The 19,065-nt window shown below is 64.7% G+C and carries 21 protein-coding genes; 13 read left to right on the forward strand and 8 right to left on the reverse strand.

Translation table 11 applies throughout. The features are described from left to right. The first annotated feature begins 57 nt into the window (after window positions 1-57). Together DNA98_RS10615 and tgt are read left to right on the forward strand one after the other, a co-directional pair. On the forward strand, window positions 58-651 hold the full coding sequence (locus DNA98_RS10615; RefSeq protein WP_233493179.1) for a protoglobin domain-containing protein: 594 nt from the start codon (window positions 58-60) through the stop codon (window positions 649-651). Window positions 652-660: 9 nt separating this feature from the next. Next, entirely contained in the window at window positions 661-1,815 is a 1,155-nt protein-coding gene (tgt, locus tag DNA98_RS10620; RefSeq protein ID WP_110530163.1) for a tRNA guanosine(34) transglycosylase Tgt, read from the forward strand. A 158-nt stretch (window positions 1,816-1,973) separates the two neighbouring features. Here the strand turns inward: tgt and DNA98_RS10625 are convergent, their stop codons facing one another. The 3 genes from DNA98_RS10625 to rpmB all read right to left on the reverse strand — a co-directional run bounded on the left by DNA98_RS10625 (window position 1,974) and on the right by rpmB (window position 4,239). Next, the gene (locus DNA98_RS10625; protein WP_110530166.1) at window positions 1,974-3,083 is read right to left on the reverse strand and encodes an AI-2E family transporter; all 1,110 of its coding nucleotides are present in this window, start codon (window positions 3,081-3,083) and stop codon (window positions 1,974-1,976) included. Between the two features lie 51 nt (window positions 3,084-3,134). Continuing rightward, window positions 3,135-3,851 carry a M23 family metallopeptidase gene (locus DNA98_RS10630; RefSeq protein ID WP_110530169.1) on the reverse strand — a complete coding sequence of 239 codons (717 nt, stop codon included), beginning with the start codon at window positions 3,849-3,851 and terminating at the stop codon, window positions 3,135-3,137. Between the two features lie 91 nt (window positions 3,852-3,942). Beyond that, on the reverse strand, window positions 3,943-4,239 hold the full coding sequence (rpmB, locus tag DNA98_RS10635) for a 50S ribosomal protein L28 (RefSeq protein WP_110530172.1): 297 nt from the start codon (window positions 4,237-4,239) through the stop codon (window positions 3,943-3,945). A gap of 139 nt (window positions 4,240-4,378) precedes the next feature. On the opposite strand from rpmB, the gene lspA reads away from it, so the two are divergent. Beyond that, window positions 4,379-4,831 carry a signal peptidase II gene (gene lspA / locus DNA98_RS10640; protein WP_110530175.1) on the forward strand — a complete coding sequence of 151 codons (453 nt, stop codon included), beginning with the start codon at window positions 4,379-4,381 and terminating at the stop codon, window positions 4,829-4,831. 15 nt (window positions 4,832-4,846) lie between these two features. Here lspA and DNA98_RS10645 read toward each other — a convergent pair whose 3' ends face one another. From DNA98_RS10645 to DNA98_RS10655, 3 genes are all read right to left on the reverse strand, one after another. Then, on the reverse strand, window positions 4,847-5,998 hold the full coding sequence (locus DNA98_RS10645) for a pyridoxal phosphate-dependent aminotransferase (protein WP_110530179.1): 1,152 nt from the start codon (window positions 5,996-5,998) through the stop codon (window positions 4,847-4,849). Window positions 5,999-6,223: 225 nt separating this feature from the next. Then, window positions 6,224-7,219: an asparaginase gene (locus tag DNA98_RS10650; protein WP_110530182.1), complete on the reverse strand. Its 996-nt coding sequence runs from the start codon at window positions 7,217-7,219 to the stop codon at window positions 6,224-6,226. Window positions 7,220-7,353: 134 nt separating this feature from the next. Further along, window positions 7,354-7,722 (reverse strand): DUF309 domain-containing protein, encoded by a 369-nt coding sequence (locus DNA98_RS10655; protein WP_110530185.1) that lies wholly within the window; start codon window positions 7,720-7,722, stop codon window positions 7,354-7,356. Window positions 7,723-7,809: 87 nt separating this feature from the next. Here DNA98_RS10655 and trxA point away from each other — a divergent pair, with 87 nt between their 5' ends. From trxA to DNA98_RS10680, 5 genes are all read left to right on the forward strand, one after another. Then, entirely contained in the window at window positions 7,810-8,151 is a 342-nt protein-coding gene (trxA, locus tag DNA98_RS10660) for a thioredoxin (RefSeq protein WP_110530689.1), read from the forward strand. 166 nt (window positions 8,152-8,317) lie between these two features. After that, entirely contained in the window at window positions 8,318-9,310 is a 993-nt protein-coding gene (gene plsX, locus DNA98_RS10665) for a phosphate acyltransferase PlsX (RefSeq protein ID WP_110530188.1), read from the forward strand. Between the two features lie 130 nt (window positions 9,311-9,440). Beyond that, the gene (locus DNA98_RS10670; protein WP_233493180.1) at window positions 9,441-10,490 is read left to right on the forward strand and encodes a mechanosensitive ion channel family protein; all 1,050 of its coding nucleotides are present in this window, start codon (window positions 9,441-9,443) and stop codon (window positions 10,488-10,490) included. 262 nt (window positions 10,491-10,752) lie between these two features. Continuing rightward, on the forward strand, window positions 10,753-12,282 hold the full coding sequence (locus DNA98_RS10675; protein WP_110530191.1) for a carboxylesterase/lipase family protein: 1,530 nt from the start codon (window positions 10,753-10,755) through the stop codon (window positions 12,280-12,282). A 112-nt stretch (window positions 12,283-12,394) separates the two neighbouring features. Continuing rightward, complete coding sequence (locus DNA98_RS10680; protein ID WP_110530194.1) at window positions 12,395-13,060, forward strand: DUF5639 domain-containing protein; 666 nt, start codon at window positions 12,395-12,397, stop codon at window positions 13,058-13,060. 11 nt (window positions 13,061-13,071) lie between these two features. Here the strand turns inward: DNA98_RS10680 and DNA98_RS10685 are convergent, their stop codons facing one another. Beyond that, window positions 13,072-13,950 (reverse strand): diacylglycerol kinase family protein, encoded by an 879-nt coding sequence (locus tag DNA98_RS10685; protein ID WP_110530197.1) that lies wholly within the window; start codon window positions 13,948-13,950, stop codon window positions 13,072-13,074. 129 nt (window positions 13,951-14,079) lie between these two features. On the opposite strand from DNA98_RS10685, the gene DNA98_RS10690 reads away from it, so the two are divergent. Then, window positions 14,080-14,973, forward strand: coding sequence for a GNAT family N-acetyltransferase (locus DNA98_RS10690; protein WP_110530200.1), 894 nt, complete (start codon window positions 14,080-14,082; stop codon window positions 14,971-14,973). Here the strand turns inward: DNA98_RS10690 and DNA98_RS10695 are convergent. Further along, window positions 14,946-15,845: a histone deacetylase gene (locus tag DNA98_RS10695; RefSeq protein WP_110530201.1), complete on the reverse strand. Its 900-nt coding sequence runs from the start codon at window positions 15,843-15,845 to the stop codon at window positions 14,946-14,948. The genes DNA98_RS10690 and DNA98_RS10695 overlap by 28 nt on opposite strands. Window positions 15,846-15,913: 68 nt before the next feature. Here DNA98_RS10695 and DNA98_RS10700 point away from each other — a divergent pair, with 68 nt between their 5' ends. The 4 genes from DNA98_RS10700 to DNA98_RS10710 all read left to right on the forward strand — a co-directional run bounded on the left by DNA98_RS10700 (window position 15,914) and on the right by DNA98_RS10710 (window position 19,062). Continuing rightward, the gene (locus DNA98_RS10700) at window positions 15,914-16,729 is read left to right on the forward strand and encodes a phosphatase PAP2 family protein (protein WP_158531637.1); all 816 of its coding nucleotides are present in this window, start codon (window positions 15,914-15,916) and stop codon (window positions 16,727-16,729) included. Then, complete coding sequence (locus tag DNA98_RS10705; protein WP_110530207.1) at window positions 16,726-17,430, forward strand: endonuclease V; 705 nt, start codon at window positions 16,726-16,728, stop codon at window positions 17,428-17,430. The genes DNA98_RS10700 and DNA98_RS10705 overlap by 4 nt, the downstream gene beginning before the upstream one ends. Window positions 17,431-17,599: 169 nt before the next feature. Then, window positions 17,600-17,992 (forward strand): hypothetical protein, encoded by a 393-nt coding sequence (locus DNA98_RS17685; protein WP_129865546.1) that lies wholly within the window; start codon window positions 17,600-17,602, stop codon window positions 17,990-17,992. Between the two features lie 11 nt (window positions 17,993-18,003). Further along, a complete protein-coding gene (locus DNA98_RS10710) occupies window positions 18,004-19,062 on the forward strand; it encodes a MoxR family ATPase (RefSeq protein WP_110530210.1) in 1,059 nt (352 codons plus the stop codon). The last annotated feature ends 3 nt before the right edge of the window (window positions 19,063-19,065 follow it).

The raw sequence follows: 19,065 nt of genomic DNA on the forward strand, positions 1-19,065 counted from the left end.
TACCGTTCACGGCCCCTCCGGACAAATGTCCTCGAGGGCGGCGTGAAGAATGGAGGCGTGCCAACCGAGAAATCCCTGGCTGAGTTCTACCGCAAGGCCCAGCTCATCTGGGAACAGATCCCTCCACCTGCCCGCCTTCAACCCCGTGACGGCAGGATCCTCGCCAAACACCAAGACCTTTTGCTCTCCTGGGAGGACCGAATTGTTCAGGGATTCTACGACACCCTTTTCCAACACCCTCCCACCCAACGTATCTTCCATCCGGGCGAGCGCCCCATCCGCGAAGCCACCCTGCGCCGCTGGTGGCGGCGTACGGTGAGCGGCCCCTTCAACGGGGAGTATTTCGCCTGGCAGGCCTTGGTAGGGCTGGTGCACGTCAAACGGCAGGTGAGCAACGCCATGATGGCGGGAATGTGGGGCTGGATGGTGGAGCGAGTAAGCGAGGAAGCCAGGCAGGAGCTAGGGGAGCAAAGCCTCCCGCTTATCCAGGCCTTTAGCCGCCTGGCTGCCAGTGTAAGCGCCCTCATCGCGCAAAGCTACCTCGATGAACACTTGGCCGCCCTAGCCCGTCGCCTCGCCACCTCCCAGGAGAAGCTCGAAGAGGAGGCCCGCCGCGAAGCTGGGCACCACCTATCCCACATAAGCCCCTAAAATTCTGCTGTGTTCGACTTTCGCATCACCACCCAGGCAGGCCGAGCCCGCACCGGGCTCTTGCAGACCCCGCACGGTTTGGTGCACACCCCGCTCTTCATGCCGGTGGGTACGCTAGGCTCGGTCAAGGGCCTCAGCCCCCAGGAGATTCAGGAGATCGGTTCGCAGATCGTCCTGGCCAACACCTATCACCTGCTCTTGCGCCCCGGCCCCGAGCGAGTAAGAGCCCTGGGCGGGCTGCACCGCTTCGCCGCCTATAGCGGCCCCTGGCTCACCGACTCCGGCGGCTTCCAGGTGATGAGCCTAGGCCACCTGCGGCGCATCTCGGAGGAAGGGGTGGTCTTTCAAAGCCATATCAACGGCGACCTGATCGAGCTGTCGCCGGAAAAAAGCGTAGCCGTGCAGGAAGCGTTGGGGGCAGACGTCATCATGGCCTTTGACGAGTGCCCACCCTACCCGGCCCACCGGGAGTATATGAAGGAGTCCATCGAGCGAACCCTGCGCTGGCTCGAGCGCTGCCTGAAGGCCAAAACCCGCCCCGACCAAGCCCTCTTTGCCATCGCCCAGGGAGGGATAGACCTCGAGCTGCGCAGAATAAGCACGGAGGCCACAGTCGCCTACGACACCCCCGGATTCGCCATCGGTGGGCTCGCCGTAGGCGAGCCCAAGGAGGCCATGTACCCGGCGGTGGAGCTTTCGACCCGCATTCTGCCCGAAAGCAAGCCCCGCTACCTGATGGGGGTGGGCCACCCGGAGGATCTGGTCGCGTCGGTAGCGCTGGGGGTAGACATGTTCGACTGCGTATACCCCACCCGCACTGGACGCTTTGGCTACGCCTTGGTCGCGGAGGGCCGGATGAACCTCAAGCTCACCCGGCATCTCGACGATCCCAGGCCGATTGACCCAGAGTGCGACTGCTACGCCTGCCGTCACTTCAGCCGGGCCTATCTGGCGCACCTGATCCGGGCCGAGGAGATGCTGGGCCTGCGCATGGTGAGCCTGCACAACCTGCGCTATCTGCACCGGTTGATGGAGCAGGCCCGAAGCGCGATTGCCGAAAACCGCTACGGCGAGTTCGCCCGGGACTTTGCCCAGCAGCGTTTCGGCCAGGAGGTGCCGGGGTGGTTCGCTCGCGCCCTGCAAGAAGGCGGTCACTGGGAATAGAGGCCTGTCGAGCGTCTAAGCGGCAGCGATCACCGGGCCCGCCCCCGGACCCCGGCGAGCCCACGCTTCCCTGCTAGGAGAGGATGACCCCCCGCGCTTAGCGTTCATCGTACGCGGCACACCTACCCCAACGCCCTGAGCGTCGAGTCGCTGGGCACCTAGCCCTCCTTGTAGAAACGGCTTTTTTGGTAATAGTCCACGTACAAGATCTTGAAAAACGCCAGCATCGGCGTGCTGAACAAAGCCCCGATAAAACCGAAGAGCGAGCTGGTCACGAGGATCCCGATGATTCCCGTTACCGGGTGGATGCTCACCGCCCGGCGCATCACGAAGGGGCCGTAGACGTTGCCCTCGAGCTGGTTGGTCAGGTACAGCACCCCCACGGTCAGGGCCAGCTTTAGCCAGCCCAAGGGCAACGCCAGCAAAATGGCCGGGATCGCCGAGATGATGACCCCCACAAAGGGGATGAAGTTGAAGATAAAGGTCAGGAAGCCCAGGCTAGCCGCCTGAGGCACACCCACTATAGAGAGACCTAGCGCTACCAGGGTCCCTGATATGGTCGCGACCAGAATCTGGCCCCGCACGAACCCCCCAAAAGCCCGATCGGCTTTCTGCGAGACCTCGAGCGCCATGGGCTGGTAGGGCTCGGGGATGGCCCTGAGCAGGGTGTGGGCAATTTTGGGAAGGTCATAAAGCAAGTAGATCGAGATGGTGAGGGCGGTGAGAAGTTGAAAAATCCCCCCCACCAGGTCGCTGAAAAAACCGATCAGGTTACCCCCCTGGGCCAGCAGCGCCTGGAGCAGGCGCAGCAAGGACTGAGTAAACCCCTGGAGCAACGTTTGGAGGCTGCTGCTGGCCTGGGCTAGGGCATCCCGCAGCGGCTGGGGCAGTTCGATCTGCCCAAATCGCCCCGGCAGGGCCTGCGCCCAGTCCAGCAGGGGGGACAACAGGTGGGGGAGCCCGGTGAGAAAGCCCGCCAGCTGACCGGCCATGTTCGCCAGGAGCACCGAGGCCAAGGCCACGAAGAGCAAAAATCCTACAAACACCACCACCACCCCCAGCGCCCGGCTCAGCCGGCGCCGCTCAAACCAGCGCACGATGGGGCTGGTGATGTACGAAAAGACCACCGCGATCAAAACGGTGACGATGGCCGATCTCGCCATGGCGAAGGCCCAGTTCAGGTAGTGCAACGCCAGGGCAATCAGCAGCGCATAGACCGCGACCCGAAGCCAAAGATATTGCCACGCCTGACGAAAGGTTTCGCGCATGGCTATTACGTTACCCTAATATTTCGGCTTCGCCCGGCCTGCCCTCAGCGCTCAGGGCAGGTCGAACCTCTGCTTGGCTTGAGCCAGGAGAAGCTCTGGAGAGGCAATCCCTTGCCCGAAAAAACGGCTCTCGCCGGGAGTTCCCTCCCATAGCTCGAAGAGGAGCCGAGCTCCGGCGCGGCTCCCTCGCACCCCGTTGAGGGTTCCGGAGTTTCCCACTTGGCCGATAAACTGCCCTTTGGTGACCTTGCTGCCGACCTCGAGCCCCGGCGCGATGGCCGAGAGGTGGGCATACACCGTGGTCGAACCATCGGGATGGCGAATCCAGATCTCGCGGCCCCGCAGCCGGTCAAGCTGGGCCGGGGTAGCGCCTTTTTCGACCGCCTTGAGCAGGGCCTCAAACTCTGCCAGGGTGAGTTCGCGGTAATCGCGCTCGAGCTTCACCACCTCTCCTCCACCCGCCGCCACCACCCCGGTCCCGTACACCACCGGCACGCAAGAAGACCCATCGGTAAACACAAACCCTTGATTGACCCCTTGCCTATACTTGCGCGGCGCTCCAGGGAGGTTGGCCCGGTCTTTGGGCAAACACGCCCCGATCAAGGGTAACATCAAGCCTTCCGGTCCGCGTTGCAGCGAATCCCGGATCCTCGCGACCTCGGTGCGCAAAGCGGCCACCTGCTGCCGTTCAGCCCGCCAAGCCAAGGTCATCACCAGGGCGTAGAGGAGGACGAGCCCTAGCATGTACCATCCTGGCTTAGCCCTCATAGCCCTATTGTAGAGCCGAACCCGGGTTGTCCTCGCGCCCTACACAAAAAAATCCAGGCCAGAGCGGCCCGGCCTTTTTCCAGCTCGTTGGCTATACGAGCTGGAGCAGCTTGGCTTTGATCTGCTTAGCGGTGAGCCCCTCGAGTTGCATGCCCTTGGCCCGCTCGGCCAGCTCGTAAACCTTGTGCACGTAGCTGGTAGCGACCCGGAAAGTGATCTCCTGGCCCGCTACGGTGACGGTGACCTTTTGCAGGTTGGGGTACTGCCAGCGCTTGCTGATGCCGGTGGTCTTCTTACCCACACCGCCGTCGGCCTTGGCCTTACCCCGCCGGGTGACCGAGTTGACCACGGTCGGGCGCTTTCCGCTGATCTCGCAAATCCTGGACATCGCTTTTTCCTCCAAGCCGGGCCGGACCCTTGTGCCCGGCTCCGAAGCAACGGCGAAGATTATAGCATAGGCTTGCGCTTACTTGCTAGGTGGAGCTCGGGGCTTGCATCTTTCCCTGCTGCCCCTTTAGACTCGCCCCGTGCCCTTGATCCTCGTTCCCCTTTTACTTTGCCTCGACCAGGCAGTAAAAATCTGGGCCGTAGCCCATCTTGCTCCGGGCGTACCTCACCCCTTTATCCCTCTGCTCGACCTGACCCTCATCTACAACACCGGGGCGGCCTTTGGCCTCTTCCCGGGGGGAGCCCGCATCTTGGTGATCGTGAGCGTCGTGGTGGGGTTTGGAATTCTCTACTACCTCAGCCGCCATAAGCTGTCCCTGCTGCAGCAAGCAGCCTTTTCCCTGATCGCCGCCGGGGCCTTGGGCAACGCCATCGACCGCATTGGGCGGGGATCGGTGGTAGATTACCTCGATGCCACCGGAACTGGCTGGGGGCCTTTTGACAATTTCCCCATCTTCAACCTGGCCGATGCTTGCGTGGTGGTAGGGGTGATCTTGCTGCTGTTGCCGACCCGCCGGCGTTCCAAATGGTGAGCCTGCCCTCGGGATTTATAGCATCGAGCCGATGCGCTCGAGGGCCTTCTTGATATTTTCCTCGCTGGTAGCGTAAGAGAAGCGCACGTGGTGCGGCGCGGCGAAGTCGGTGCCGGGGACCACCGCCACCTTGGCCTCCTCGAGCATCCGCAGCGCGGCCTTATTCTCGTCGGGGTCGATGCGGCTCACGTCAGAGAGCACGTAGAAGGCCCCGTTGACCATGGGCGTGATCAGGCCAATGTCGTTGAGGCCCTTCACGATCAGGTCGCGGCGCTTGCGGTAAGCCTCGCGGGCCATGGCGATGAACTTGCCTGATTCCTCGACGTTGTTGAGGGCCTCGACCATGGCCCACTGGGCGATGGTGTCGGGGGAGGTGGTGGACTGGCTCGAGACGTCGATGATCCCCTTGATCACGTCCTTGGGCCCGCCCGCGTAGCCGATGCGCCAGCCGGTCATGGCGTAGGCCTTGGCCGCGCCGTTGACGGTGATGGTGCGCTCAGGGGCGACGTGGGCCGGGGAGAAGTGCTCGCCCTCGTAGATCAGGTGCTCGTAGATCTCGTCGGAGACCAGGTAGAAATCGTGCTTGTTGGCCAGCTCGGCGATGGCCCGGATCACCTCGGGCGGATACACCGCGCCGGTGGGGTTGCCCGGCGAATTGAGCACCAGGGCCTTGGTACGGGGCGTGACTTTGGCTTCGATCTCCTCAGGGTCGGGCACGAAGCCCGACTCGGGGCCGGTGAGCACCTCGACGGGGTGGCCCTGGGCGAAGCGCACCATCTCGGGGTAGGAAACCCAGTAGGGCCCGATGACGATCACCTCGTCGCCGGGGTCGAGGATGGCCTGGAAGAGGTTGAACAAGGCCTGCTTTCCTCCCACCGTGACCACGGTCTGCTCGGGGGGGATCTCCAGCCCGTTCTCGCGCTTGAACTTGGCGCTGATGGCCTCGCGCAGCTCGGGGATGCCGGCCGGGGGCGCGTACTTGGTCTTGCCGGCCTGCATGGCCCGCAAAGCCGCGTCCTTGATGTGCTGGGGGGTGTCAAAGTCCGGCTCACCGGCGGTCATGGCGATAAGGTCCACGCCCTGGCGGCGCAGTTCGAGGGCTTTGGCGTTCACCGCCACGGTGGCCGAGGGTTTCAGGGACCTGACGCGCTGGGACAAGCCTCGCATACCCGTAGATTCTCAAGGGTCTGCGGGGGAAGGTCAAGAGCCCACCGCCCCGTGGGGTACAGGGCCGTCCAGAAGACGGCGCGAGCTGCCCCTACTCCCAGGCGGGTGCGCATCCCCCCTCGAGCCAACACCCCGCGGTCGCAGTATAGCCACACTTCGCGGCCGCTGCGACCCCGATGGGCGATGCGGAAGTCAGCCGCCCCCCAACCGCCATGTGGCGGGATCTTAGCTCCACTCCAGCTCGAGGTGGGCCTGGTAGTATCCCACCTCGAGCCCTTTCACGTTCTTGATGAGCGGCCTGCGCCATTCCAGCGGCGTGCTGGGATCGAGTACCCCCAATAGCTCGAGCAGTTGCACCACCGCCGGTTCCCGCGCCACGACCGCGCCATCCTCGACCTTTAGGGCAATGCCCAGGGGCCCCCACCGCGTCTCGCGCAAGGCCATGCCGTAATAGCCATCGGCTCCTCGCTTGGCGGCTAGGCCCGGGACCCGCTGCATCAGCACGGTGTCGATGCTCTCTGGCCCGGCGATGAGCTCAGGGTGTAGGCGCATGGCCGAGTAGGCCGCCTCGAGGCCTTCCCGGTAGGGCTGGGGGGCCAACGCGGGCTCGGCCAATTGGGCGAACATCCATGCCGCGCGGTCAAGGGGGAGCACAAAAGTCGGAACGCTGCAACCGTCCACCCCGTAGGGGATCTCCGAGACGCCGGAAAGTTCGCGCACGGTTTGAAAGATAAGCCGCTGCACCGGGTGCTGCGGGAGTTCGTAGCCCTGCGGGTCGGCGCCCAGGGCCACGGCGGCCGCCAGCATCCCGGAGTGTTTACCCGAGCAGTTATTGTGCAGCACGCTGGGTTTTTGCCCGCGGGCCTCGAGTTCTCGCCGAGCCATGCGGGAGAAGGGAGGGTGCACCCCACAGGCCAGATAGCTGGGGTCGAGCCCGATCCGCTCGAGCATCCGCGCGGCAATCTCAGCATGGCGTGGGGTTCCGTCGTGGGAAGAGATGGCCAGGGCCAGCTCCTCCGATCCAAAGCCGAATCTTGGCATGGCCCCACTTTGGAAGAGGGCCTGGGCCTGGAAGGGCTTGGCCGAGGAACGCATGTGGGCCAGAAGCCGGGGGTCGCCGGCGGCGGCTAACAGCTTGCCCTCTCGGTTCACCACGGCCAGCGAAACCCGGTGGCGGTTTTCGATCACAGGGCCGCGATACGCATAGACGTAGGATTGCACCCGTTCAGTCTACAAAAAGCCCGGCTTTTTCGCCGGGCGTTGCCTGGACCGCAAGGCCGTCAGGCCGGACTCTTTACAAGGAGGTGGGTTCTCGCCCACCGCAACAAGGGTATGCTTCCATCATCAAGGCGATGTCAGGGAGCTGGGGTGCGCTTTGGCCAGCCAATCCGATCCGCGCAGGTAGGGAAAGCCGGAATCCGCTTCGGGTCTTGCAACGCGGCGCTTACCTCCTCGATCAGTTCGGCCACCCGGACTCCCTGGTAGATCGGGGGGATTGCCTCGAGGTGCCGCAGCGCTTTGGCAAAGTTCCGCCCACCTCCGCTCGGGCTGGATTTAGCCTTGTGCAAGGCCGCCGCCAGCAAAATCACTCCTTGGGTGAACTCCCGCTCCAGCCCCCTGAGGCGCATCCACAAGGGCTCGAGCGCTTCGTGCACCTCCCAAAACTCTCCGCGCCTCCACAGCTCGAGGGCGGTGGTAAACTCGGGGGTCTCGAGCACACCCATACCCCCAGCCTACCCAAAAGTGCGCCGACTCCCCCTGGCACGGGTCTGCGGTGCTAGAGTGAAGGCCGAGACTTGGAGGACGCCCTCATGGCCAAACCCATCGAAGTGAACGACAGCAACTTTGACCAGACCCTCAAGGAAAACAGCCTGGTGTTGGTGGATTTCTGGGCGGAGTGGTGTGGGCCCTGCCGCATGGTAGCCCCGGTCATCGAGGAGCTAGCCAGCGAGTACGCGGGCAAGGTCACGGTGGCTAAGCTGGACGTGGACGCCAACCCCAAGACCGCCATGAAGTACCGGGTGATGAGCATCCCCACCATCATCCTGTTCAAAAACGGCGAGCCCGCCGAGGTGCTGGTGGGGGCCCAACCCAAGCGCAACTTCGAGGCCCGGCTGCAAAAGCACGTGCCCGCGGCTGCGCAGAGCCAATAGCCCCTAGGGCCCTCGCTGGCTTCACGCGTACGCTACGCGCGGCGGATCGGGCAGCGCACCCCCAAAGACAGGGGGTGCCTTTCGGTTGGGGCACCCCGCGGGCTGCCGCCGTTTCCCAACCGGGCCAAGGGCCCAGATGGGCGAGGAGCGCTGTAAGCTATCCCTTGTGAAACCCATTGCCCTCGACGCTATGGGCGGCGACTACGCCCCCCGGGAAACCGTGGCCGGGGCGCTGTTGGCCGCCAAAGAAGGCATCCCGGTGGTCCTGGTCGGGCAGGCCCCAGCGCTCAAGGCCGAACTGCACAAGCAGGGTGGCGACCTCCCGCTGGTGGAAGCGCCCGAGTACATCACCATGCAAGACGCCGCTACCGATGTACGCAAGAAGCGAGGGGCCTCGATCAACGTATGCATGGAGCTGCTAAAGAAGGGGGAAGCCTCGGCTGTGGTCGCGATGGGCCATACTGGGGCCACCCTGGCCTCGGCCCTGTTCCACCTGGGGCGCATCCAGGGCGTCGAGCGCCCCACCTTGCTCATCGAGATGCCCAGCGAGAAAGGCCGGGTCTACCTTACCGATGGCGGGGCTAACGTGGACTGCAAGCCGCATTGGCTGGTGCAGTTCGCGGTGATGGCCACGGCCTACGCCGAGGCCCAGGGGGTAAACAACCCCCGCGTGGGCCTGCTCTCCATCGGCGAGGAAGAGGGCAAGGGCAACGCGCTCACCAACGAGACCTACCCGCGGCTCAAGGCCACGCCGGGAATCCGCTTTCACGGCAACGTGGAAGGCCGCGACATCTTCAAGGGGACCACCGACATCGTGGTGACCGACGGCTACACCGGGAACGTAGTCCTCAAGCTCTCCGAGGGAGAAGCCCGGACCCTCCTGAAATGGGTTCGCGAAGCCCTCTCGAGTTCACCTCTGGCCAAGCTGGGTGGGCTGTTGGCGCGGGGTTCACTGCAACGCCTGCGGGCCAAGATGGACCCCGCCGAATATGGGGCGATGCCCCTTTTGGGGGTGGAGGGTCCGGTCTTTATCGGGCATGGCTCGGCAGATGCTCGAGCGGTACACAACGCCATCCGTAAAGCCAAAAGCGCGGTCGAGGCCGGCCTGGTCGAGCGGGTGCGGGCGGGAATTGCTCGGCTTGCCCCGGCGGAGAGCTGAGGCAGCGTAGTAGCATGTTCTCGCGAGCGGAAGCGGGCTCGATCTGTTCGCTAGCCTAGTCGCCCCAACGGGTGGCGGGCTCGAGGGGCAACAACCCCTGCCGTTTTTGCGCAAGCCCTTAGGTGGTCGCATGGAACCTACCCTCCTGCAAGCCAACACCCTCCCCTGGCAGGTCCTCTTGGGCTTAGGGGTCGTCTCACTCGTGCTATGGCTGGGGCGCACCGGAGCCCGTCTTTTCAACCAGGTCGGACGCCTGACGCCCATGTCGGGAGATGACCGCTACTGGCGCCTCCTGGGATGGGTCTGGTGGGGGGTGGCCCTGGTGGGCGGGCTATCGCTGCTTGCCGAAATCTTCCGCCATCCCTTGGAACCCTTTCGCACCTGGGGCCACCAGCTCGCCCAGTGGCTGGGCTCGAGGGGGCTCGCCGGCCTCCTCATCCTGGCTTCGGCCTCCCTCGCGTACCGGATGATCCCCTTGCTGCTGGGCCGGATACCCGTGGCGACCTCCAGCGAGTTCACCCGGCAGCAGGTGCGAGGCCAAACCCTAAAAGCCGTGCTGGACTCGGGGCTTCGCGCGCTGGTGCTGGTGGTGGGGGGGCTATTCTTCCTCTCCAACTTGGGGCTCAATGTCACCGCGCTCTTAGCCGGGGTGGGGGTGGCGGGCCTGGCGGTGAGCTTCGCCGCGCAAAACCTCATCCGCGACCTGATCAACGGGTTTTTCATCCTGCTGGAAGACCAGTTCGGGGTGGGGGACGTGATCACCGTGGGGGCCCTCACCGGCACCGTGGAGCGCTTCAACCTGCGCATTACCGTGCTGCGCGACGTAGAAGGCCGGGTACACTTCCTGCCCAACTCGGGCATCACGGTGGTTTCGGTGTTGAGCCGGGACTGGGCGCGGGCGGTGGTAGACGTGCCGGTTTCCTGGAAGGAGGACCTCGAGCGAGCCTTGGAGGCCTTTCGCGACGAAGCCGAACGGTTTTACCAAGACCCCCAGTGGAGACCCAAATTTTCTGCCCCGCCGGACGTGCAAGGGGTGCAACAGCTGGCCAACGAGGCCATCGTCCTGCGGGTGTTGTTCACCACCAAGCCCAAGGAGCAGTGGGAAGTGGGGCGGGAATTTCGCCGCCGCATCGCCGAACGCTTTGGACGCGAGGCCATCAAGACCCCAGCCACCCAGTAGGAATTTTGATAATAGTGTAAAACTGGCCCAATATTTATGTATTGACAGAAATGGAGTTTATGTCTTATACATATTACATGCTCACACCACGTAAGGGGCGTAACAACGCGGCGGTCCGCACGCTCGTGGTCGACCTCGTAACCGGTGCCATCCTGGGGGCGGTGCTGGCCCTGTCGCTGTGGTTGGCCTCCACCTGAACCCTCCCGTCTAAAAACCCCCCCATACCACAAAAAGACTCCAACCTCGAGGCCAGACTGGGGGTATGTCCACCTGGCCGCGCTGGATCGCTTTGCTGCTCATTCTCGGCCTGAGCCAAGCCCAGAGCCTCTACCTCCTTAGCCCCCAAGGCCCCCTGCGGGGTGGGGTCAACGAAGCGCTCGGGGTAGGCTATTTTCTGGGGATTCCCTACGCTCGAGCCGAGCGCTGGAAAGCCCCGGTGCCCGCTTCGGGTTGGAGCGCGGTGCGGGAAGCCAGGCACTTCGGTGACGCCTGCCCCCAACGGGGGGTCGTGACCACCCGCCTAGGGGGCTACCTCCCGCCGCAGAGCGAGGACTGCCTGAACCTCAATGTCTGGCTGCCCCTAGCCTCCCCGCCCGCGGAGGGCTGGCCGGTGATGGTCTGGATCCACGGGGGCAGCTTCACCGGAGGAGGGAGCGGGGAGCCTGTCTACGACGGAAGCCAACTGGCCGCAGGGGGGGCGGTGGTGGTCTCGCTCAACTACCGGCTGGGCCCCTTGGGCTGGCTGGCGCTGCCCGCCTTGCAAGCCGAAGACCCCCAAGGTTCGGTGGGGAACTACGGACTGCTGGACCAGCTCGAGGCGCTGCGTTGGGTGCAGAGGAATATCCGGGCCTTCGGCGGGAACCCGCGGAATGTGACGGTGTTCGGGCAGTCGGCCGGGGGAATGTCGGTGTGCGATCTGCTGGCCAGCCCCAAGAGCCAAGGGCTCCTCCACAAAGCCATCGTGATGTCCGGAGGCTGCACCTTCGTGCGCAACCTCGAGCAGGACTTCAAGTCCGGGGCTCGGTGGGCCCAGGCCATGGGCTGCGCCGAGGAGGACCTGGCCTGCTTACGCCAGGTGCCCCTCGCCAGGATGTATCCGCCGGAGGGCGCAGCGCTCGCCGAAGCGGTGCAGAGGGTCGAGGCTGGAGGCTTCGAGCGCTCACCCTGGAAGCCTCATCTGGACGGGGTAGTGCTCGATAAAATACCGCTACAAGCCTTGAAGGAAGGTCGCGCAGGGGGGATTCCCCTGCTAGCGGGGGGAACCCAGCAGGAACTGTGGAGTGAGCTACTCTCCGCGCCGGGGGACTGGGCGGGCTTCGAGGCGCGGGCGGAAAAAGTACTGGCGGGTAAGGGTAAAACCGCTCGAGCCCTATACCAAAAGCTCTACCCAGACCGGCCTCGCGAAGCCTGGGCCTACTTCCAGACCGACCGCGTGCTCCTTTGCCCTAGCCTGGAGGCCGCCCGGGTACAGGGCGAGTGGGCGCTCACCTACGGCTACCTGGTCAGTTACCGGTCCCCGGTTTTCCCCGAGCTGGGAAGCTTTCACGGGATCGAGCTGCCGCTGCTGTTCGGCACGCAAAACACCTGGCCCGCGCAGGCCATCTTCCTCAGCGCCCAGGCCTATGAAGAATCCTTGCCGATCAGCCGCGAACTACAGCGGCACTGGCTCGCGTTCGCCCGAAGCGGCGAGCCCGGATGGCTTCCTTATGACTCGGGCGAGCTTCTCGAGATTGGAACCAGATTGCATATCACCGATAATCCCTACGATGAGCGGTGCGGGCTGTTTCGCTAGCTGCCCCACGGGAAGCTTTCCGCCTTCGCTGACCTCCAAACCATGGCCGATAGCTCGGGCAGAAAGCGCTCCAAGCATACCGCGTTTAGCCTTTTGCGTTTAGCATCGGGATATGCCTCTTCTTGAGCTTTCTCCCTCCGATCAGTACCTTACCGCCAGCGGGGACACCCCCCTGCTCGAGGTTTGGGAAGCCCTCCCCCCGGGGCTTTTCCCTCCCTTTCCCCCGGTGGAGCTTCCGGGGGGGCTGGGCGGCCTGGTGCAGCGCGGCGGCTTCGGCCAAACTTTCTTCTTCGGGGCGGAGGTGCTGGGGGTAACCTTGAAAACCCCCCAGGGGCGCACCGTGCAAGCCGGGGGCCGGGTGGTTAAAAACGTGCAGGGCTACGACCTGGTACGGCCCTTCGTGGGGAGTTTCGGGGCGCTGGGGGAAGCCGTTTCCGTGACGCTTCGGCTACGACCAGGCCGGACTTCGGTCTTCTTGCAAAAGCCGCTCGAGCCCGGGTTTGCTTGGTCTTCGGCCGCGGCCCCCCAGCCGCGGTTTCTCTGGCAGCACGAGAGCACCCTGCTCGCCTTCCACTTCGGTCACCCCAAGGAGGTCGAGCGCCTGCGCCAAGCCTTCGGGGGCGAGATTGTGGATAACCCTGTGGATTACTCTGGACTTTTCCCCAACGGGATGGGGGTGGGTCCAGGCCCCTTGCGCGATCTGCGCTTTACCTGGGCCGACGGCGGGGCCAAGCCTCCCCTCCCCGCGGTGTTTCAGCGGCTGGCCTCGGTGCTCTAGGGGGTGGTCTCCTAGGGCAGGGCCACCCGCAAGGCCCGGGGGTGGATCCGCACCTCATACCGCGCCTGGGGCTCGAGCAACTCGCCATCGGTGTGGGCCGCCACTGGCCGGTCGAAGCGCACCGTGAAGGCCGCCCCGCCATACTGGTGCACTCGGGGATGGTGAACGTGCTGGCCGAGGAGCAGCCGGGGCAGGATCCCCACCACCCCCAAGCGGCTAAACTCCCCGGCCACCACCCCCGACAGGAGTCCGTCGGTAGGGCTGGCCGAGGGCGCGATGGGAATACCCCCGCCATAGGTATGGCCGTTCATCAGGGCGACCAGGAGGGCCTTCCCCTGGAAGAGCACCTCCCCTCCGGCCTCGAGGGTCAGTGTAGGCAGGGAGAGCTCCTTGAGCACCGCGAAGATCGAGTAGAGGTAGCGGGGCATCCCGCGCAGAAACGTCGGCGCGGTCAGGGCCTTGCGGGCCACCATGGCGTCGAAACCGATCCCCAGGGAGGCCCCGAAGGGCTGGCCGTTCACCTCCCCCAGATCCACCGCGCCGGCAGGAGCGTTGAGGGCGATCTGAAAAGCCTCCGCCAGGGGCTTTCTGTGAAGCCCGATCATGCGGGCGAAGTCGTTGCCCGAGCCGATGGGCACCACCCCCAGCACCTTGGCGGAGTGGGCTAGGCCGCGGAGTACCTCGTGGACGGTGCCATCCCCGCCGACGGCGATGACCCGCTCGGCCGGGGTGGTCTGGGCCAGTAAGGTGGCGTGGCCAGGGCTTTTGGTCTGGACGACCTGGACTTGGCCGTTGGGATGAATCGCGGCTAGCGCACTTTGGATCTGAGGGAGCATCCGCCCCACCCGACCCCGGCCCGCCGCCGGGTTGACGATGACCAGGCTCTGCATTGCTGGCTATTCTAGCGTGTTCGCGGGCGCGGGGCTCGAGCCCCGCTCGGCAAAACGCCCAAGGCAGTATTGTACCGCAGGTGCAGCCAACCCGCCCCTGCGCTAAAATGCCCCCAAAGGAGGCCTGCCGTGATTCGTCCGCTGGCCCAGAAAGACCTTCCCCAGCTCGTGGAGCTGCTCTCCTGGATGGACCAAGATGCTTCTAGAGGGGTGTTGGCTCCCGAGTCGCGCAGCCCGGAGGGGCTGTACTGGGAGGTGATGGCCCTAGGCGGCGAGGCCGACTGGGAGACCTTAGCCATCGAAGAGGATGGCCGGCTGGTGGGGTATGCCGCCCTCTACTCCTTCTGGGAAGGCGGAGTTCTGGAAGGGCCAGTAGTGCGAGGCCCGGAGGGGAAAAAACTGCTCGAAAGAATCATCGCCCGGGCCAAGGCGCGGGGTTATCCCACCCTGCACGCTTTCCCCCAAGAGTCCAACCGCCCGCTGCGCCAGATGCTCGAGGAGGCCGGTTTCGCCGCTCAACACACCACCTATTTCTTCGCCATCCTCCGCGCCGACCTGACCTACCCGCCCCCTCCCGACGTCCGCATCGTGGCGGATGAACCCCCTGACCCGGAGGTCTACCGCCAGCTTTACCAAGCCTGCGAGGACAACTGGGCCCAGCGCCTCTCCTGGAGCGACGAGGAGCTGATGGAACACTTCGAGGACCGCGAGGTGACGTTGCTGGTCGCCTACCGCTTCGCAGACGGGGCCCTGCACGAAGCGCTGGGAATGGTGGAGCTCGAGCGCGACGACGACTGGGCCGAGATCGCCTATATCGGGGTGATCCCCGAGCGGCGGGGACAAGGGATTGGCCGAGCCCTCCTGGGTGCCGCCGCCAAGCTGGCTTTCGCCGATCCCCAAGTCCAGAAGCTGCGGGTGCGGGCCCATGACCACGAAAAAGCCGCCATGGAGCTATATAAGCAGCTGGGGTTTCGCCTCGAGGAGGCGGTCGTCACCTATACCCTGGATTTAGACCAAGCTTGAAGGGCCAGCCGGTAGGTCTGGGCGTGGGCGGTGACCGTGACCTTGGGATCGCGGTTGTATCCCCCTCCCATCACGATCACCAGGGGTATTCCGGCTTGGCGAACCCTGCCAAACACCATCCGGTCGCGCTCGGCCAACCCTTCCAAACTCAGGCTGAGCCGCCCGAAGCGATCGCCCGCCAGCACGTCCACCCCGGCATTGAAGAACACCAGGTCGGGCTTGAAGGCAAAGCCGGCGGAAAGGGCTTGCTCCAGCGCTTCCAGATAGGCGTGGTCCCCAGTCGCATCGGGCAGGCCTACATCGAGATCGCTCCTCTCCTTACGCAAGGGGTAGTTGCGCTCGCCGTGCAAAGAGAGGGTAAACACGCTGGGGTCATGTTGGAAGAACACCGCGGTGCCGTTCCCCTGGTGGGCGTCCAGATCTACCACCAGCGCCCTTCCCCCAAATCCCTCGGCCCGTAAGTTGGCCAGCGCAACGGCTACATCGTTGAATAGACTGTACCCTTCGGCCCGGTCGGGGTAGGCGTGGTGGGTGCCTCCTGCCAGGTTCATTCCCAGACCACGCTCGAGGGCATCGCGGCTGGCCATCAAGGTGCCCCCGGCAGCATGCAGGGCCCGGGTCAGCAGACTCTCGCTCCAAGGAAGTCCCACCCGGAGCGATTCCTGACGAGAAAGTCCCTGGGTGCGCAAACGTGCGAGATAATTCGGGTCGTGGACTAGGGCGAGGGCTTCCCAAGGGAGGGCCGGGGCTGGCCGCACTTGTACCTCGCCTCGCAGCGCCTCGGCCACCCCGCCGTACTTGTAGCGGGGGAAGGGGTGGTGGTCGGGAAGCTCGAGGACGTGGTGGGCGGTCGAGTAAGCGGTGAAGGGCATCTAGATGTATTGTGCCGGTTTTGCCGGGGGCTTCCGTGGGAGATGCAACGATTGGCATAATGACCCCGATGGAGATCGTACGCGCGCTGCAGGAGATCCTACCGGGGCAGCAAGGTTTCTTTTTGCTCCTCACCCAGCTCGGCTCGGAATGGGCCTACATCGTGCTGCTGGCGCTGTACCTGTGGCTGGTGAGCCCGCCGACGGGCCGCAGGTTGGGAATGTTGGTGGGGTTTTCCTACGCCCTCAACGCGGGGTTCAAGGAATGGTTTGACCAACCCCGGCCCTACCAGATAGACCCCCGCGTCTCCTTCCCTGCAGCCGAAGCCACCGGGACTGGGAACGGCTTTCCCAGCGGTCACGCCCAGACAGCTGCCACCTACTGGTTATTCCTGGCGCTGCGCCACCGCAAGGCCTGGCTGTGGGCGTTGGCGGGGGTACTGGTGGGGCTCATCGGGCTCTCGAGGATCTACCTGGGCGTCCATTTCCTCTCCGACGTGCTGGGCGGTCTGCTGATCGGAGTAGGGCTGGCCCTGGCCGGGGCCTACTTCCCGGTGCGCGAGTTACCCCCCACCTTCTTGCGGGTCTTCGCGGCGATCTTTTTGCTATTCCTAAGCCTCGCCGGGGGCAAGGACGTAGGGGTGGCGTTGGGGCTGGTGAGCGGACTTTTGTTCAGCAATGCCAGCTTCAGCCCCCCGCAGACCTGGCCCAAACGGCTGATCTTCGCGGGGCTGGGGCTGGCGCTGGTGTTCGGGGTGTATATAGGCTTGGGGCTAGGGATGGGCGAACTTCGCCACCAAGCCTGGGGGGCTTTCATCCGCTACGCCATCGTGGCCTTTTTCGCCGCCGAGCTGTGGCCGGGGCTGGCCCGACCCCTCCTGCGATGACCCTTTCCCCCTTTCCAAGGCCCGGCGACCTGGCCCAAGCTACGCGCATCCAAAAGGAGCTGCGGGGGCGGGTCGTCCTGGCGGGGGACCCTGTAGAGCTACGCTACCTAGCCGCCCTCGACGCTTCTCACCCCACCCGGTTTTCTCGCCGGCAAGGTCTATCGGTGGCGGTGGCGGTGCTGTGGGACCGGCAAGCACAGCAGGTGGTGGAAGTGGCCCAGGCTCTGCTAGACGCCGATACCCTCTTCCCTTACGTCCCGGGCTTCCTCTCCTTCCGCGAAGCCCCCTCCTACCTGGCCGCCCTCGCCAAGCTCTCCCGCCCCCCTGAGCTGTTGCTGGTGGACGGGCAGGGTATCGCCCACCCGCGCGGCTTGGGGATCGCCGCGCACCTGGGGGTCTATCTCGACCTACCCGCCATCGGGGTGGCCAAAAGCCTGCTGTACGGAAAACCCCAAGGGCAGTTGCCGCCGGAAGCGGGAAGCGCCGTCTTGCTGTTGGACCCCCGGGGGCAGCCCATCGGCTATGCCTACCGCTCGAGGACGGGGGTCAAACCGCTCTACGTCTCGCCGGGGCACCGGGTGGGGTTGGCGGAGAGCCTCGAGTTCGTACGTTCCCTGCCCACCCGATCCCGCCTCCCCGAACCCTTGCGCATCGCTCATATCGAAGCTGGGAAGGCTCGGCGGAGAGGTGCTGAGGGTTAGAAGCCGTGTCGAACTTTCTGGGGGTTCGTGGCCCGTAGCAAGCAAGCTCCAGGCCACAAACTGGCTTGTGACGTTCACCCTTTCTTCGCAATGTGCCCCAGGCTCAGACACCCCACAGAAAAACGTTCTACATTGGGATATGGCACGGCAAAATTCGATAGGGCGGAGTATGGCGGTTGCTTTGCTAAGCACTGGGCTGATGATGGCCGGTTTCCTCATGGGGCGGCTTAGCGCTCTGTCCTCGCCTTTGCCACCGGCTGCGACGCCCCCCGCGCTTCGTGCCCTACCCGTACAAGCCCAGGGCGATCCGCGCGAGATGATCCCGCTTCCCGGGCCAGGCAACCAGCAGCCCGGACAGCAACCCGGCCAAGGGCAAGGGGAATGCCCCGTCCTGATCTACCAAGACGGACAACTTTATAGCTTTCCTGGACCGGGATTCGGCCCCGGGCCCGGTTTCCCCGGCGGCGACCCCGAGCTGATCCCGCTACAGCCGGGTTTGCCCAGCCCCCTGCCACCAACCCCGGCTGAGCCCGCCCCAACCCCGCAGAACCCCAGCATCTAGAGGTACTGGCCATGAACCCCTCTCCCAACGAAACCCGCCTCGAGCCCCAGGCCGTGATGGAAGCCTCCGCCAAGCTGCGCACGCTGCTCTTGGAGGTCAAGAAGGTGATCGTCGGGCAAGACTTGATGCTCGAGCGGATGGTGGTAGCCCTCCTGGCCCGCGGGCACATCCTCATCGAGGGCGTACCGGGGTTGGCCAAGACCCTAGCCATCAAGAGCATGGCCGAGGCCATCGGGGCCAGCTTCAAACGCATCCAGTTCACCCCCGACCTGGTGCCCGCCGACCTGATCGGCACCCGCATCTATAACCCCAAGGAAGCGGCCTTTGAGGTCGAGCTAGGCCCCTTGTTCGCCAACCTGATCCTGGCCGATGAAATCAACCGCGCTCCGGCCAAAATCCAGTCGGCCCTGCTCGAGGCCATGCAAGAACGCCAGGTGACCATCGGCAAGGAGACCTTTAAGCTCCCCGACCCTTTTTTGGTGCTGGCCACCCAGAACCCCATCGAGTCGGAGGGAACCTACTTCCTCCCCGAAGCCCAGGTGGACCGCTTTATGTTCAAGGTCATCGTGGACTACCCGGCCTTCTATGAGGAGATGGCCGTGGTGGATCGGGTTTCAAGCAAGTTTGAGCCGATCCACGTGCAACTCCACGCCGATGACCTGCGCGCCCTGCAGGCCATGACCGACCGGGTGCACGTCCACCCCGCCGTCACCGAGTACGCCGTACGGCTAGTCCGCGCCACCCGTGACCCCGGCGAGGCCAAGCAACCTGACCTCAAAAAATACATCAGCTTCGGCGGATCGCCTCGAGCCAGCGTAAACCTGATCCTGGGCGCCAAAGCCTTGGCCATCGTACGTGGGCGGGAGTATGTCCTCCCTGAGGACGTGCGCGACCTAGCCCCCGAAGTGCTGCGCCACCGCATCATCCTCTCCTATGAAGCCCTGGCCGATGGGGTGAAGCTCGAAGATCTGGTGCGAACGATCATCGCGGGGGTTCCGCTGCCTAAGGTCCACCTGGGTGACCCCTACCGCGACACCCGAGCAGCCACGACCGAGGCACCAAACGCTTGAGGA

Origin of the sequence: Meiothermus sp. Pnk-1, from assembly GCF_003226535.1 — a bacterium.
GTDB lineage: Bacteria > Deinococcota > Deinococci > Deinococcales > Thermaceae > Allomeiothermus.

Coding starts and splice junctions, on each gene's coding strand:
- DNA98_RS10625 (WP_110530166.1), bottom strand. CDS start 3,083: ATGCGCGAAACCTTTCGTCAGGCGTGGCAATATCTTTGGCTTCGGGTC.
- DNA98_RS10630 (WP_110530169.1), bottom strand. CDS start 3,851: ATGAGGGCTAAGCCAGGATGGTACATGCTAGGGCTCGTCCTCCTCTAC.
- rpmB (WP_110530172.1), bottom strand. CDS start 4,239: ATGTCCAGGATTTGCGAGATCAGCGGAAAGCGCCCGACCGTGGTCAAC.
- DNA98_RS10645 (WP_110530179.1), bottom strand. CDS start 5,998: ATGCGAGGCTTGTCCCAGCGCGTCAGGTCCCTGAAACCCTCGGCCACC.
- DNA98_RS10655 (WP_110530185.1), bottom strand. CDS start 7,722: ATGGGTGTGCTCGAGACCCCCGAGTTTACCACCGCCCTCGAGCTGTGG.
- trxA (WP_110530689.1), top strand. CDS start 7,810: ATGGCCAAACCCATCGAAGTGAACGACAGCAACTTTGACCAGACCCTC.
- DNA98_RS10670 (WP_233493180.1), top strand. CDS start 9,441: ATGGAACCTACCCTCCTGCAAGCCAACACCCTCCCCTGGCAGGTCCTC.
- DNA98_RS10675 (WP_110530191.1), top strand. CDS start 10,753: ATGTCCACCTGGCCGCGCTGGATCGCTTTGCTGCTCATTCTCGGCCTG.
- DNA98_RS10680 (WP_110530194.1), top strand. CDS start 12,395: ATGCCTCTTCTTGAGCTTTCTCCCTCCGATCAGTACCTTACCGCCAGC.
- DNA98_RS10685 (WP_110530197.1), bottom strand. CDS start 13,950: ATGCAGAGCCTGGTCATCGTCAACCCGGCGGCGGGCCGGGGTCGGGTG.
- DNA98_RS10695 (WP_110530201.1), bottom strand. CDS start 15,845: ATGCCCTTCACCGCTTACTCGACCGCCCACCACGTCCTCGAGCTTCCC.
- DNA98_RS10700 (WP_158531637.1), top strand. CDS start 15,914: ATGGAGATCGTACGCGCGCTGCAGGAGATCCTACCGGGGCAGCAAGGT.
- DNA98_RS10705 (WP_110530207.1), top strand. CDS start 16,726: ATGACCCTTTCCCCCTTTCCAAGGCCCGGCGACCTGGCCCAAGCTACG.
- DNA98_RS17685 (WP_129865546.1), top strand. CDS start 17,600: ATGGCGGTTGCTTTGCTAAGCACTGGGCTGATGATGGCCGGTTTCCTC.
- DNA98_RS10710 (WP_110530210.1), top strand. CDS start 18,004: ATGAACCCCTCTCCCAACGAAACCCGCCTCGAGCCCCAGGCCGTGATG.